Source organism: Afipia sp. 1NLS2, assembly GCF_000178995.1.
Taxonomy (GTDB): Bacteria; Pseudomonadota; Alphaproteobacteria; order Rhizobiales; family Xanthobacteraceae; genus Afipia.
Window position 1 is genome coordinate 1078060 of the sequence record NZ_ADVZ01000001.1, and the last position, 14521, is coordinate 1092580.

Below are 14521 nucleotides of genomic sequence, written 5' to 3' on the forward strand. Positions count from 1 at the left end.
CCAATGTCTCACGATTCTGCTGCGGACCGGCGCGCGGCCATAGCTGTTCTGATTATGCGTTTTACGCTCGGCATCTTTCTGCTGCTGTGGAGCGTAGGGAAGCTGGTGGTACCAGGCGCAACGCTTCGGATCGCCGCGCATTTCTACGGAATCGCGCTGCCCGAGGCGGCGCCAGCCTTCATGGGATCGGCGGAACTGGCGCTCAGTGTCGCGTTGCTGCTTGGGTTTGCGCAGCGGCCGGTCTACGGTCTTGCCATTCTCCTGCATGCCACATCGACGCTCGCCAGTTGGCGTCAACTTCTCGATCCGTTCGGCATCGCGAGACCTGGCGACGATTTGTTCCTCGCCGGTGTCCCCGTACTTGGAGCGCTCATCGCGCTTTATCTGCTGCGCGGGTTCGATATCTATTCGCTAGATGGGTGGCTCCGCCTCCGACGTACTTAGCTCAGCGACCGCAACCTTCACTTCGGGAGGGTCCCGCATGCCAAGATTGGAACCGTTGTCACTGAATGACGTGAATGATCTAAGGCCGTTGCTGGAAGCAACCCAGAACCGCATGGGGTTTCTGCCAAATTCGCAACTCATCCTCGCGCGCCGGCCAGAAATCCTTCGAGCCTTTCAGCAGCTTGTTGCCGCTATCCAAGGACCGACCTCCACGATAACGCCGCAACTCCGCAGCATGGTCGCACAGATGGCGAGCCGTGCTGCCGGTTGCGGATACTGCATGGCCCACGGTGCGCATGGCGCCGAGCGCAGTGGCATCCCGCCCGAGAAAGAGGATGCGCTCTGGGAATATGAAACGAGCCCGTTGTTCTCTGAGGCGGAGCGTGCAGCGCTGCGCGTGGCGCAGTGTGCGGCGCAGGTCCCGAACGCGGTGACAGATGCTGATTTCGCGGCGCTGAAGCAGCACTACGCCGACACTCAGATTGTCGACATCGTCGCGGTGATCGCGTTGTTCGGCTTCCTCAATCGCTTCAACGATACGATGGCGACGGAGCTGGAAGCTTCGCCGATCGAGGCTGCCAAGCGTCACCTTTCGCAACACGGCTGGACCCTGGGCAAGCACGCGCCCGACCCGGCATAATTCTCGACTTCCTTGTCAAGGCGGCGCTCCCATTTTCCTTGCACCTCAATTCTCAATCTGAAGCGGAATGCCCGATGCCGCGCTGTTTGTTGATCGTCCAGTCGTAGTCGGCGAACCGCACCTTGTAGTCGGCAGGCACAGCCACCGCGCGATAGTGATTGACGTACGCGATTAGGCTTGGCGCCTTGGCGAGAAAATCCTTCGTATAGAAGTCGAAGATCGCCGAGAGCGTGACCGTCCGCGTTTCGCGATCGACATGGACATTGCGGTCCTCACCGACGAACTCGCGAGCAGCCGTGTCGAGTTCGCGGTCCAACCCATCGGCGGTGTACGCCGTTCGAGGAAGCCTCGGGCAGCTCACGCTCATGCAGTTGAGTGCGAAATGCACACGCGGGTCCCCTATCGGCCGGATGACGTCGTTCTCGAGGCTGTAGAGCGAAATCGACCGACCGCCTACGACGAACTTCCGAAGATAAAAGAACCTGATCCGGCCGAACCAGTCAAACCGCTCGGGCACCCCGGTGTCGACCACGCCATACATTGCAAGCGCGTTGTAGGCGTCTATGTAATAGGCCAGCCGAGCCTCTGCGGTCGGAAAGAGGGCCGGCGCCGAGGCCGGATCGACCGCCGCGACGAACTTCACGGCCTCGTCGAGACCGGCGCGGTCGTTTGCGAGACCAGAAAAATCGACTCTTCCCCTCGCATCCACATGCCGTTGGAGTACCTGGGTCCACTCAGCTTGCCATGCTTCGATACGTCGATTCTCCAGCGGGGAGGCCGCGGACGGACTGAGCAGCATGGATGTCAATCCTAGGGCGACCGCAAGTCGTCCCGTATGGGCGCAAATGAGCCTGATGATGGTTCGGCTTTGCCAGGAGGCGTCAATCCGCACCATCGGCGACTCCCAGCACCTTGTTCTTCCTTCGTAGGCTAGGCGGTGGAAGAGGCCCATGTGCCGGGAGATCTTCAATGTTCAAGGCCGACTGGCCCGAGACAGGATCCCACCACCCACCCTTATCGGCCCCAGCCTGCTTCAGCGGCCGGAGGATGTACTGGTCACGTTGTGCATTGTGCAAGCACATCGAAACCGGACCGTCTTGGGTCGCCGCCATGAAGATACAGGCCTTGATACGCTCCGGATCGAGATCGCAGGCGTCCATGAAGTTATGGACAAAAAACGACAGTTTGTTCGCGCGACAGCGCGCAGCGACAAGGTCGTGCCTCATCTGCCAGAGCTTCCTTAGAAACCAGGGCGCACCTTTGGCTACGATTTCGGGATTTGTAGCAAGGCAGCGCAGGAACGTAGCGACGGCACGCTTGCGGCTTTGGCGGTCGAACCGGTATGGGGCGGTGCGGGCAATGATGAGATTGTAGAGCTCACGATTGTCGAGAACGTCGTAGACATTCCCGTTGGCCACGAAGGTCATTGCATACCGGTTGCACTCGGAATGTCCGGCATGGGCAGTATCAAAAGAGATCGGCGTTCTCGTCCCCCTCTCGATTTGCCTGATGACCGAGGCGGTGTTGACGGCCTGAGAGTGCCTGTGCAGAGTCCCGCGGCCGGTCTGAGCCAGCGGCTGGAACGACGCCAGACGGACAACGTCACTGTTTTCAACGAAGAAGGCCACCACGTCGGGAATCTGATCGACGTTCCCCTGAAAGACCGTAGTATTGAAGAATACCGACAGCGGCAGCCCGCGAGCCCGCTCGATGTATGTGCGACGGAGATCATTAAGCTCGCGTTCGGTTTGATACCCGCGGCGGCCTTGCGTCAGGTCGACATGGAACGCAACGTCGATGAGGCCGGCCTCGACAACGCTAATAAGGAGATCGCGGGTAGCCCTGATGCCATTCGTAAATAGTGCGGGCCGCATGCCGATTTCGCGCAGGCGGCGCACGATCGCGATCAGCTCGTCGCGCTTGCGCAACGTGGGATCTCCGCCCGTGACCTGAACGTCGACGTCGGAACCATACGTCTCTCGAATCAGCTCGATCCGGCGATAGACCTCCTCGAGCGGCAAATCCTTGACAGCCTCAGAATGCTCCGAGAGGTAGCAGGCGCCGCAATCGAGATTGCAGCGCTGGGTGATCTCAAGCGCGATGCAGCCAATCGGCAAACGTCGTCCGATGTGTTGAGGGGCGTCCCATTGACCTGTCTCGATCATCGTCTGTCGGGCTTGGTCCAGCGCCGTTCCTTCGACCTTCGTGCCGCCGTGAAGCCGCCGTGCGTCCTCTGCCGGGGCGATATCAGCGGAGTCTTCCTTGGGCCTGAGCCCAGCGGGTGCGGACCAGAACTTCATCATTTAAGATTCGTCAGACCGCCGGGAAAGGTTTCGGCAAGCCTACATGCGGCGGCTGCGCGCCCTCACAGCATGTAACCAATATCGGAGCCGGCTGTCGGATAGGCGAAGATCACCTCTTTCAATCGCGACGCCGGCAGGTCCGCACGGATCGCGAGCGCGAAAACATTGATGACTTCCTCGGCATGCGGTCCGACGAGATGGGCGCCGAGAATCCGGTCTGTGCCCTCCTCGATGAGGAGCTTGAACCCCGAACAATCCTCACCAACACGCCGCGCGGTGTACCAGTCCGTGGTTTTCTCGTGACGGACTCGGAATCGCAAATTCCGCTCGCGGGCCTCTTCTTCGAGCAGCCCTACGCGGGCGAGCGGCGGGATCGTGAAGACCACGCTTGCCACGCCTTCGTAGTTTGGGCGCTGATGATTGCCCTCGATCATATTAGCAGCGACCACCGCGGCATCACGGCTTGCGACGGGGGTCAGCGGCGGTCCGCTCGACGCGGCGTCGCCGGCAGCGTAGACGACAGGGTTGGACGTGCTTTGCAGAAATTCGTTCAGCCTCAACCGTCCCTTATCGTGCTCGACCTTTCCAGCGGCGAGATCGAGCGCTTCGATGTCAGGCGTGCGACCAGCAGCATGCACGACAAGATCGGCTTCCAGAGCCGATCCCAATCCATCGGATGCGACGGCGATACGAAAGCCGCTGCCGGTCTTTTCGATCGAATCGACGCGCGTCTTTACACGGGTATCGATGCCCAGGGCGGCAGATTTCGCCTTGAGCATGCCCACGAGTTCCTGATCGAATTGCGTCAGGATCTCGGGCGATTGCTCCAGGATGGTGACGGCAGCACCGGCCCGCACAGCGATGTGGGAGAATTCCGCCGCGATGAAGCCGCCGCCGACAAACACCACCCGCTTCGGCAGTTTGTCGAGTTCGAGAAAGTCGGTGCTGGTCGTGAGAAGCTCCTCACCCCTAATGTCGAGGCGCATCGGCACGGCGCCTGTCGCGATCAGGATGAGGCGCGCCGCCAGCGTCTGATCGCCAACCTCGATTGCCTGCGGTCCCGCAAAACGAGCTCGGCCGTGAAACGCGTCAATTCCGTTCTTGGCAAGCTCGTCTTCGCGCTGGCGCGGCACCGGGTCGGTGAAGCTCCGCTTGAACCCAATGAGCTGACGCCAATCGATCGACGGTTCCGCACCGCCGATGCCTTTGCCTCGCAACCGCCGGCTCTGGTCTAGCGCCTCCGCTACACCGACCAGAACCTTTTTCGGATCGCAGCCGCGCAGCGCGCAGGTCCCGCCAAACGGCAGATGATCGATGAGCGCAACCCGCCAGCCGGCAGATCGGCAACGAAACGCGGCAGTCGTAGCGGCGACGCCAGAGCCGATAACGACCAGATCATATTGGGTTGGCATCAGCGCCTACCTATTCCCGTTAGACCAAGTGGCTCATGCCACTAATCGCTTGTTTGCTTATCGAGCATGGGCAGGCTGTGCGTGCTCCGCATGCGCCCAGACTCCATAGATGCCGCCGAGTACGGCCCCATAGATCCAGTGCAAAATGAGCGCGGCGATTGGCGCCATCATGCCGAGATGCAGGCCTAAGAGTCCGGCGCCCGCCATGGGCATCATCACGACCATCATGACAAGCCAGGCGCCGGTCGCGAATATGGCACCCCGGAACCAGTGCTGGCCTGGCAGGAATGGGTCAAGCCAAGCATAAAGGGCACCCCACAGGATTGTTCCGATGAAGAAGTGTGCGAGCCAGCCGACAGCCGGCGACGCGGCGCCGCTCATTTGAGTGATCATCTGGATCGGGTTCAGCTCAGGCATGAGGCCCATATCCTGCTTCATCAGCATGATCACGGATAAGACGAGGGTCGCGACGAAGCCGCTCCCGATGCCCTTGGCTATGTTCGTTCCATAGTTCATGACGGGTTGACCTCCACGAGGATTGCAACGGCCCACGCCGATAAAAGGCGTCATCCAGGACAAGGTTTCCCCCACTTTAACGAGTAAGAGATTGATTTATAACAGTAATACGTCAAAGCGGTATGGCTCTCAGAACCGAAGGTTTGAGTCGTACGTGCGGGGCCTGACCGATCGACCGAAGCTATGGGATTTGGGCCAACGCAGGGTCACCGCACCGCAGTTCACAAGCCTTTGGCCACGAGCGCTTCGCCCTCGGTCTTGTTGAACGGTTCGGTGGGAGCGGCTCGAAGGTTACTGGGGCTTGGGCAGCGCCAATCGGGGAACTGATCCGGGACCTCATGCCCTGCATGAAAGAGAGATAGGCCGAGGAGACGGCCTTGACCTTCCAGGTACTGGAAACCTTACATAGGTTCCAGCTCACTGGAAGGAATACGATTCCATGGTTGAATTGGAAGCAAAGAGCCCCGGAGGCATCACGCTGTCGATTTCGGGAATGACCTGCGTGGGATGCGCCAACACGGTCACGCGGGTGCTCGCCCGAGTAGCCGGCGTCGACAGCGCGACGGTCGATTTCGCGAGCGGCCGCGCAATGGTTGCAGGCGGTGCGCGCCTGGAAGACCTGATCGCAGCCGTTACTGCCGCCGGTTATGGCGTGCAGCCACTGCAAGGTATGACTGCAGGAGGACAGCATGAGCGCAGTTGACGCTGCTGCTGAACCGGCACGCGTCCTTCTGCCGATCGAGGGGATGACCTGTGCTACCTGCGCTGGCCGGGTCGAGAAGGCGTTGCGTGCGCTTCCCGGCGTTGACGCCACGGTCAATCTCTCGAGCGAGCAGGCCGATGTCCAATTTGATTCAGCGCGTGTGGCCCCGGCGGCATTGGCCGAGGCGGTGACGCGCGCCGGCTACGACGTGCTCCACGAGACGCGCGAGCTCGCCATCGCCGGCATGACCTGCGCCACCTGCGCTGGCCGCGTTGAGAAGGCGCTCTCGTCCGTGAGGGGCGTCATACGTGCCGAGGTAAACCTTGCGAGTGAGAAGGCATCGGTTGAAGGTATCGCCGGAATTCTGAGGCCCGCCGACCTGATCGCGGCGGTGCAGCGCGCCGGTTATGGTGCCGAGTTGCTGACCGGCGATGCCGAGCGCGATCGGCAGATTGTCGCCGCCGATGAGCGCCGCTTGAAGCATGAGACCTGGCGCATCGTGGCCGCCATGGCGCTGAGTGCACCGCTGCTCCTGCCGATGTTCGGGATCATGCTGCCGGCCTGGCTGCAGCTTGCTTTGGCGACGCCGGTGCAGTTCGTCGTCGGCGCGCGGTTCTATGTGGCCGCGTGGAAGGCGCTCCGCGCCTTCACCGGCAATATGGACCTGCTGGTCTCACTCGGTACCTCGGCCGCCTACTTCTACAGCCTGTATCTCATGTTCGCCGGGCCGCCCGGCACGCATCTGTATTTCGAGGCTGCGGCGGTCGTGATCGCGCTAATTTTGGTCGGCAAATGGCTCGAAACACGGGCCAAGCGCTCGACCACCGCGGCGATTCAAGCGCTCATGTCGTTGCGGCCGGAGCGCGCCCGTGTCGAGCGCGACGGCAAAGAGGTCGAGGTGCCGGTCGCTGCGGTTGCTATCGGCGATCTAGTCGTGGTCCGCCCCGGCGAGCGGTTGCCAGTCGACGGCCTCGTAACCAGCGGGCACAGTGAGGTCGATGAGAGCCTGCTAACCGGCGAGAGTCTGCCGGTCGCAAAAGATTCGGGTGACAAAGTCACCGGCGGATCGATCAACGGCAGCGGCTTGCTGCGGATCGAGACGACGGCGGTGGGCGCGCAATCGACCTTGTCGCGCATCATCGCGCTCGTCGAGAGTGCCCAGGCGAAGAAGCCGCCGGTGCAGCGCCTCGTTGACCGTGTGGCCGCGATCTTCGTGCCTGTCGTGGTAGCGGTCGCGCTGGTAGCCTTCTTCGGCTGGTGGCTAATCGGCGGCAACTTTCCCGCCGGCGTCATTGCCGCCGTTTCGGTGATGGTCATCGCTTGCCCCTGTTCGCTCGGGCTCGCCACGCCGACTGCGCTGATGGTCGGCACCGGCGCCGCCGCGAAGGCCGGCATCTTGATCCGCGATGCCGAGGCGCTGGAGCGCGCGCATCGCCTCGATACGGTGATCCTCGATAAGACTGGCACTGTGACGGAAGGAAAGCCCGCGGTCACCGAGATCATGCCGGACGGCATCCCTGAAGCGGAACTGCTGTCACTCGCCGCCGCGGCGCAGAAAGGCAGCGAGCACCCGCTGGCACGTGCCGTCTTGGCAAAGGCCGAAGGCCTCGCTCTGCCGGTGCTCGATGATTTTCAGAGCTATCCCGGCATGGGATTGACGGCACGCGTAGCCGGCCACCGCATCGCGATCGGCAACCGTCGTCTCATGCGCGAGAACGGCGTGCCGACCGATGCGATGGAAACTCAGGCCGCAGCGCTTGAAGAGCGGGGACGCACGGTGATGTGGGTTGCAGTGCTCGAGGCGCCCTCACGCTTGCTCGGACTGATCGCCGTCGCCGATCCGCTCAAGCCGACCGCTGCGGCAGCGGTGCGGCACCTGCACGAGATCGGCATCGATACTGTGCTGCTGACCGGCGACAACGAACGCACAGCGGCTGCGGTCGCGGTTCAGCTTGGCATCAAGCGGGTGCTGGCCGGCGTATTGCCGGGCGAGAAGGCCGCCGAGGTGCAGCGACTTCAATCCGAAGGCCGCCATGTCGGCATGGTCGGCGATGGCGTCAATGACGCCCCGGCCCTGGCTGCGGCCGATATCGGCATTGCCATGGGCACCGGTGCCGATGTCGCGATGCAGACCGCCGGCATCACGCTGATGCGTGGCGATCCACTCCTGATCGGTGATGCCATCGCTATCAGCCGCGCGACCTACACCAAGATCCGCCAAGGGCTGTTCTGGGCGTTTATCTACAACGTGCTCGGCATGCCGGCGGCGGCGTTGGGCCTCCTGAGCCCGGTGGTCGCCGGCGCCGCCATGGCGTTGTCGTCGGTGAGCGTCGTCTCGAACGCATTGCTGCTGCGCCGCTGGCGGCCCACAACCAAGGGAAGGGCCTGAACCGATGAGCAACGGTGTCATGTCAATCGGCGATGTGGCATCCCGTTCGGGCGTGCCCCCGAAGACGATCCGCTACTACGAGGAGATCGGTCTCATCGCGCCAGCGGAGCGGATGGAGAACCGATATCGCGCGTACAGCGAAACCGATGTCCAGACGCTCCGTTTCATACAAAGGTCGCGCAGCCTAGGCTTCCCGCTCAAGGAAGTCGGCGAGTTGCTGGCGCTTTACCGCGACCGCCGTCGTCATGCCAAGGACGTGAAACGGCTCGCGCTCGCACACATCGCCGAGCTCGACCGCAAGATCGCCGAGCTCACTGCGATCCGCAGGACGATCGCCGATCTCGCGGAGCGGTGCCATGGCGGTCAGCGTCCCGAATGTCCGATTCTCGAGGAACTCGAAGCCTCGCCGCATTGACGGAGGAAACATGACTGCACGGCTCGCTGAGAAAACCTGCACGCCCTGCCGCGGCGGCATCCCGCCCCTCACGCGGGAAGAAGCCGAAGCTCTCCTCGCCCAAGCCCCCGAATGGGGACTGATGGACGACGCGCACCGGATCGAACGGACCTTCCGCTTTAGGAACTTCGTGGAATCGCTCGCATTCGTGCAGAAGGTTGGCGAACTCGCGGAGAGCGAGGGCCATCACCCCGACATCAGCTTCGGCTGGGGCTATGCGACCGTGTCGCTGCGCACCAAGAAGATCAAGGGCCTCCACGAGAACGATTTCATCATGGCGGCAAAGATCGACCCGCTCGCTCCTGCTCGTACAGGTAGTTGAATTAGGCGCCGGGAGGCAATCATGCCGCAGTGGCTCGTGCTCTTGTCATGGATCTCAATCACTCTTGGCCTTGTCACCGCCGGTACGATCGCGGTCGATGTCATGCGCCATCCCCAGCACATGAAGATCATGAACATCGTCTGGCCCGTGACCGGGCTTTATTTTCCTCTCATCGGTTGGTGGCTCTACTCCGCGATGGGCCGCCCAATGGCAGTCGGCGCACCGAAGATGGCCGAGCGGCAACCCTATTGGAAGAGCATTTTCCTCTCTGCCACGCATTGCGGCAGCGGTTGCGTCCTCGGCGATATCATCGGCGCCCCAATCGTGCTCGTCACCGGTTGGATGCTGTTCGGCGAACGGCTCTATGCGGAATATGTCGTGGAGTTCGGCCTCGCCTACCTCTTCGGCATCGCCTTTCAATATTTCCCGATCCGCGCGATGCGCCACGTGCCGCCCCATGAGGCGATCATCGACGCTGTGAAGGCAGACACGCTCTCGCTGACCGCCTTCGAGATTGGCATGTTCGCATGGATGGCCGTTATCTGGTTCGTGCTGATGCCGACGCAGCGCCCCGACTCCTCATCCGTCGTGTTCTGGTTCATGATGCAGATCGGCATGGTGCTCGGATTCGCGACCACCTATCCAGCGAACTGGTTACTGGTCAAATGGGGCGTGAAGAGCGGCATGTAGAACATGACCGACAAGCGATCACGATTCCTCGGAATTGCGCCCACGATCGGCTAATGGCGATGACCGAAGACACTCACAACCTGCGTCGCCGATATGAGCGGATCGCGCCTCTTTACGATCTGCTCGACCTCCCTTTTGAATACGCACGCTATCGCTGGATTAGACCGCTCCTCTTTCGGGGACTCTCCGGCAGGATTCTGGACGCCGGCGTCGGCACTGGTCGGAATATGCCTTCTTATCCACCGGGCTCAGAGGTTGTGGGTGTAGACCTCAGCTCAGCAATGCTGAAGCGAGCCGAGCGCCGGCGGCCCCTTTCCCCTGCGTCGGTCCAACTCATGGAAATGGACGTCACGCATCTGAATTTTCCTGACGCTTCATTCGACGCGGCAGTCGCGACCTTTCTGTTTTGCACTCTCCCCGAGGAGCTTCAGGTGCCAGCGCTTCGCGAGATCGGTCGCGTTGTAAAACCCAATGGCACGATCAGACTGTTAGAATATACGCGTCCCCATGGACGCATTCGGGAATTTATCACCGAGCTCTGGAAGCCCTGGATAAGTTGGGCCTACGGTGCGAGCTTCGACCGTCGGACGGAGCAGCACATCCCCGAGTCGGGGCTAGTACTCACGGCGGCCCGCTTCGTAGTCGACGACCTCATACGGATGATCGAGGCCAAACCGGGAGTCTAACCCCAGGTGGAGGACACAACGTTCAGTGGTGTCGGCGGTCGGAATCGAGCCGACGCTCTGTCACCAAAACTGGATTTAGAAAATGTACCTTGTGAGGCACAAAGGAGCGGCTATATCGGCAGGACGTCTTGAGTGGAATGTAGCTTAGAGATGTCACCGTCAATCTCTTGCTCGTGCCAGCACATGGGCTTCACCTGAAGAACAGGTACTTCACGAGCGCTGCGGCCGCCAGCACAAGCACGACGATGACGATCAGCCAAAACAGGCCCATGCCCCACATCATCGTGCCCATGTCGCCCATCATTGTTTGTGCTCTCAGTTTTCTAGTTTGACGCGGAGTGCTCAGCCGCAAGACGGGATCGCAAAGCCTTCGCCAGTTTGTCCGCGGTCACGTCCTGGGAGAAGAGGGCGTTCAACTTGCCACCGGGATTCATCAGGTAGAGAAATGTCGAGTGACTGACGAGGTCGGTCCCGGATTGCTCGTTCTGGCCTGGCGCGTAATAGACGCGGTACGCCTTCGCGACCGCTGCGATCTGTTCATCGCTGCCCGTCAGTCCGACGATGCGGGTGTCAAAGTTCTCAAGGTAGCTGGCAAGCCTATCGGGCGTGTCGCGCGCTGGGTCCACCGTGATGAACAGGGGCGCTATGCGATCGGCGAGCGGCCCCACATCCTTCAGGGACGTCGCCATCTTCTGGAGCGTCAGCGGACATTCGTCGGGACAGTTGGTGTAGCCAAAGAAAACCAGCATCCACCGCCCGCGATAGTCGGCATCGGTGACGGTGACGTTCTTGTCACTCCTTAGTGTGAACGGACCACCGATCGGAACACCGGCCGGAACGGTCACAGCATCTCCGGACGCAGTGGACGCGGTTTTCTCAGACGCGGGCTCATTGAAATGCCGAAGATTCGGTGCGAACTTCAAAACGGCAATTCCGAGCAGCAAGATAGCAATTCCCGCGATTGAGGCCCAGCGGATGAGCCGCAGCGTTCTGATCATCATGCCGGCCTCGCGCTGCCTTCGTAGAGGAATGTGTGGGTTCGCGGCCCCGGGATCCGGACATTTGTCAGGGTCGCCATTCGAAATCCATTTCCCGTGATCAGATCGTCCATCTTGCGATTGAGGTGACAACCGCCGGCGAGGCGCGACCACAGCGGGTCGAGCCGATCCTGCCAGCGCGCGACGCCCGGCTCTGGCGCGCGCCCGTGCTCGACAAACAGCAGGGCACCGCCGGGCTTCAATACGCGGCGCATCTCGCCAAGCGCGAGAGGCGCGTTCGGAATCGTGCACAGCGTCCAGGTCGTAACCACGGTATCGATGCTGGCGCTGTCGAGCGGAATTGCTTCGGCCGACGCATCGAGCAGCGTGATCGGGATCGCTGCGGCTGCGGCACGCGGACGCGCCATGCGCAGCAGCTCTGGCGATGGCTCCAGTCCGATTACTGATTTCACCGCGCCGCGGTACAGAGGGAAGTTCAGTCCTGAGCCGATGCCGATCTCCAGCACCCGCCCTTCGGCTGCATCGATGACCCGCTGGCGGAACGGGCCGAGCTGTTTCTGGCGCATCGCCAAATGCGTCAGTCGCGGGATCACATAGCGCTGATAAAAGCTCATTGGGCAGCTTCCTGTTTTCGGGCGTCGGCCGTGGCGGCGCGCCGGAAGGCGTCCATCACCGCCTCTGCGCTCAGCAGCTCGGAGAGCGCTATGCCCTGCGGCGCTCCCGGGCCGTAAACCACATCGAGCGGCACGCCGTAGCGGCCGAAGTTTTGTAGATAAGCGGTGATCTGCGGATCCGGACGCGTCCAGTCCGCCCGCATCGCGATAACGCCGGGATCATGGAGCCGCGCCGCGACGGGTGGCCGATCGAGCACGGCCAACTCATTCGCCTTGCAGGTCAGGCACCAGGCGGCCGTGACATCGACAAAGACAAGCTTGCCGTCCGAAACCATCTGGCGCAGCGCCGCTTCGTCGAACACTTGCCATTGTTGGGTGTCGCTCGGCGAACTGGTGGGTCTGATGGCCAGGGCCTGACCGCGCAGTGAAGGCAACAGCACTGCGAGCGCGGCCAGCATGAGCGCGGCGATCCCAACCACGCCTCGCGCGGAGCGACCGACTGGAAGTCGATGACGCCAAGCCACTGCCGCCAAGAGCAACGCGAGCATGACGCTGACCACAATGGCGACTTTAACCCCGGCTTCGAGCGCCAGGACCGACAGCAACCATACTGCCGTGCCGAGCAATGCCAGTCCGAGCGCGCGCTCGAGCCAGACCATCCAGCGCCCCGGCCGCGGCAGGTAGGCCACCAGTCCGGGAAGCGCGGCAACGGTCAGGAACGGCGCCGCCATGCCGAGGCCGAGCGCGCCGAACACCAGGGCGATGTCCAGCGGAGCGCGGGCCAGCGCGAAACCGATCGCCGTTCCGACGAACGGCGCCGAGCAGGACGCGGCAAGCAGCGTTGCGAACGCGCCCATCAGGAAAGCATTCGTGAGCCGGCCATGGCCGCGCATCGAACCGACTGTGCCGGCGATGCCGGCAGGCAAGCCGATCGGCAGCCAGCCCCAAAGGCTCGCCGCGAAAAGCGTCGTGATCAGCGCCATGCCGGCGAGAAACCATGGCTGCTGAAACTGGATGCCCCAGCCGATCGCCGCCCCCGCTGCTTTGAGTCCGATCAGGGCGCCTGCCAACGCGCCGAAAGAGAGGATCACGCCTGCCGCCGTCGCGAGCAGCCCCAAGCGTGCGGCGCGCCGTTCCGCACCGGCATAACCGGTCAGGGCCAGCAACTTCAGCGACAGCACCGGCAGTACGCAGGGCATCAGATTGAGGATCAGGCCGCCGAGCAAGGCGATGCCAAGAATGGCACCGAGCGTCGCGTCGGCTCGGATCGGCGCCAAGATGCCGAATTGAGGGATAACGTCAGCTTCTCCGGCGCGCGCTCCATCGACGACGGTGATCCGAAGTTTTGTTCCAGCGATCGCGTCGGGCGCCTCGCTCAGGATCGGCACGCGAAGGGTTGCCGTCCGTCCAGAGTCCGCCAACGAGACTTCCGGCCGCCCGGCCGAGCCTTTCGCCAAGCCCTCGACAAACAGATCCGGCGAAGCAAACGGCCCCGCCACGCTGGCCAATCGAACCGAAAGCGCCGCGCCACCACGCTCCGTTCCGACCGTGGCGCCCAGCAGCTTCCATTGCGCGGCGGTGAGGTCTTCCGGCACGCGTCTTTGAGCAGCGGCGATCAGCGGCGCTTCCGTTCCAGGCTGCGCAAGTCCGGACGGCAGCACCAGGTCGAGGCTCGCGTGATAAGGGATGCAAATGTCCTTGCACGACGCGTAGTCGACCTCGGCATGTAGATGCAGCGGCGCCCCCGGATGCACGAGCCGAACGGCGATTGGCAGAACCACGCCGTCCTCGTAACCGAGCGTCTCCAAGCCGCCGAGCGACGGAAGGCGCACCGGCGCCGGCCAGGCGATCTCCGCGCCGGCGAGGTTCTCGGAGCCTTTCCAGTCGATCACCGGCGGGATGCCCGCGTCACCGGGCCTCCGCCAATAGGTGTGCCAGCCCGGTGTCAACCGAAGCTGCAAGCCGATATCGAGCTGGGTGCTCGATCCCGTGGCCTCGACGGCAGAAATCAGACGCGCCGCGCCGTGCTGTTCGTTGACCCAATCGCTGGTCGCTGCCTGCGCTGATCGGCCGACAATCGCTAGCACGAGCAAAATAAGCAGTGCCGTCCATCGGCCCATAACCGCGTGCGCACGGCGCAGCCGCGCATGGCGCCGACCGATCACCACCTCTCTTGCTGTCCGTCCCAGCAGTGAGCTCATAATGCCACGCTACGTCACACGCGCGGTGACGGGCCACGCCGCCGCATCGATCCACGCACGTCGCGAAGCTTCGAAGCCCTTCACGGCAATTCGAATATCTTCCAAGATCGCGGTCCCCTCGAGTTCAGTCATCTCGCGCCTCTCGGTAC

General features: G+C 62.5%; 16 protein-coding genes. 8 read left to right on the top strand and 8 right to left on the bottom strand.

Going from position 1 to position 14521, the window contains the following annotated elements; all coding sequences use genetic code 11:
• Positions 1–3 precede the first annotated feature (3 nt).
• A complete protein-coding gene (locus tag AFIDRAFT_RS05280; protein WP_009338191.1) occupies positions 4–444 on the top strand; it encodes a DoxX family protein in 441 nt (146 codons plus the stop codon).
• Between the two features lie 37 nt (positions 445–481).
• Positions 482–1084 carry a carboxymuconolactone decarboxylase family protein gene (locus AFIDRAFT_RS05285; protein ID WP_009338192.1) on the top strand — a complete coding sequence of 201 codons (603 nt, stop codon included), beginning with the start codon at positions 482–484 and terminating at the stop codon, positions 1082–1084.
• A 52-nt stretch (positions 1085–1136) separates the two neighbouring features.
• On the opposite strand, the gene AFIDRAFT_RS05290 is transcribed toward AFIDRAFT_RS05285, so the two are convergent.
• From AFIDRAFT_RS05290 to AFIDRAFT_RS05305, 4 genes are all read right to left on the bottom strand, one after another.
• Entirely contained in the window at positions 1137–1979 is an 843-nt protein-coding gene (locus AFIDRAFT_RS05290) for a DUF547 domain-containing protein (RefSeq protein ID WP_009338193.1), read from the bottom strand.
• The gene (locus AFIDRAFT_RS05295) at positions 1966–3387 is read right to left on the bottom strand and encodes a radical SAM protein (RefSeq protein ID WP_009338194.1); all 1422 of its coding nucleotides are present in this window, start codon (positions 3385–3387) and stop codon (positions 1966–1968) included. The genes AFIDRAFT_RS05290 and AFIDRAFT_RS05295 overlap by 14 nt, the downstream gene beginning before the upstream one ends.
• 62 nt (positions 3388–3449) lie before the next feature.
• A complete protein-coding gene (locus AFIDRAFT_RS05300; protein WP_009338195.1) occupies positions 3450–4799 on the bottom strand; it encodes a dihydrolipoyl dehydrogenase family protein in 1350 nt (449 codons plus the stop codon).
• A gap of 57 nt (positions 4800–4856) precedes the next feature.
• Complete coding sequence (locus AFIDRAFT_RS05305; protein ID WP_009338196.1) at positions 4857–5315, bottom strand: DUF6789 family protein; 459 nt, start codon at positions 5313–5315, stop codon at positions 4857–4859.
• A 439-nt stretch (positions 5316–5754) separates the two neighbouring features.
• Here AFIDRAFT_RS05305 and AFIDRAFT_RS05310 point away from each other — a divergent pair, with 439 nt between their 5' ends.
• From AFIDRAFT_RS05310 to AFIDRAFT_RS05335, 6 genes are read left to right on the top strand one after another with little or no spacing between them, the layout of a single operon-like run.
• Positions 5755–6018 (top strand): heavy-metal-associated domain-containing protein, encoded by a 264-nt coding sequence (locus AFIDRAFT_RS05310; protein WP_009338197.1) that lies wholly within the window; start codon positions 5755–5757, stop codon positions 6016–6018.
• Complete coding sequence (locus AFIDRAFT_RS05315; protein WP_009338198.1) at positions 6005–8407, top strand: heavy metal translocating P-type ATPase; 2403 nt, start codon at positions 6005–6007, stop codon at positions 8405–8407. The genes AFIDRAFT_RS05310 and AFIDRAFT_RS05315 overlap by 14 nt, the downstream gene beginning before the upstream one ends.
• Positions 8408–8426: 19 nt before the next feature.
• The gene (gene cueR, locus AFIDRAFT_RS05320) at positions 8427–8822 is read left to right on the top strand and encodes a Cu(I)-responsive transcriptional regulator (protein ID WP_156786847.1); all 396 of its coding nucleotides are present in this window, start codon (positions 8427–8429) and stop codon (positions 8820–8822) included.
• A 10-nt stretch (positions 8823–8832) separates the two neighbouring features.
• The gene (locus AFIDRAFT_RS05325) at positions 8833–9183 is read left to right on the top strand and encodes a 4a-hydroxytetrahydrobiopterin dehydratase (RefSeq protein ID WP_009338200.1); all 351 of its coding nucleotides are present in this window, start codon (positions 8833–8835) and stop codon (positions 9181–9183) included.
• A gap of 21 nt (positions 9184–9204) precedes the next feature.
• The gene (locus AFIDRAFT_RS05330) at positions 9205–9873 is read left to right on the top strand and encodes a DUF4396 domain-containing protein (protein ID WP_009338201.1); all 669 of its coding nucleotides are present in this window, start codon (positions 9205–9207) and stop codon (positions 9871–9873) included.
• Between the two features lie 53 nt (positions 9874–9926).
• Positions 9927–10559 carry a class I SAM-dependent methyltransferase gene (locus tag AFIDRAFT_RS05335; RefSeq protein WP_009338202.1) on the top strand — a complete coding sequence of 211 codons (633 nt, stop codon included), beginning with the start codon at positions 9927–9929 and terminating at the stop codon, positions 10557–10559.
• A gap of 323 nt (positions 10560–10882) precedes the next feature.
• Here the strand turns inward: AFIDRAFT_RS05335 and AFIDRAFT_RS05340 are convergent, their stop codons facing one another.
• Genes AFIDRAFT_RS05340 through AFIDRAFT_RS20330 form a run of 4 tightly spaced genes read right to left on the bottom strand, consistent with a single transcriptional unit; the run spans position 10883 to position 14504 of the window.
• A complete protein-coding gene (locus AFIDRAFT_RS05340; RefSeq protein WP_245258120.1) occupies positions 10883–11503 on the bottom strand; it encodes an SCO family protein in 621 nt (206 codons plus the stop codon).
• A 53-nt stretch (positions 11504–11556) separates the two neighbouring features.
• Positions 11557–12171 carry a class I SAM-dependent methyltransferase gene (locus AFIDRAFT_RS05345; RefSeq protein WP_009338205.1) on the bottom strand — a complete coding sequence of 205 codons (615 nt, stop codon included), beginning with the start codon at positions 12169–12171 and terminating at the stop codon, positions 11557–11559.
• Positions 12168–14372 carry a protein-disulfide reductase DsbD family protein gene (locus AFIDRAFT_RS05350; RefSeq protein WP_245258121.1) on the bottom strand — a complete coding sequence of 735 codons (2205 nt, stop codon included), beginning with the start codon at positions 14370–14372 and terminating at the stop codon, positions 12168–12170. Before AFIDRAFT_RS05350 ends, AFIDRAFT_RS05345 begins: the two co-directional genes overlap by 4 nt.
• A gap of 9 nt (positions 14373–14381) precedes the next feature.
• Positions 14382–14504 (bottom strand): hypothetical protein, encoded by a 123-nt coding sequence (locus tag AFIDRAFT_RS20330; protein WP_009338207.1) that lies wholly within the window; start codon positions 14502–14504, stop codon positions 14382–14384.
• Positions 14505–14521 lie beyond the last annotated feature (17 nt).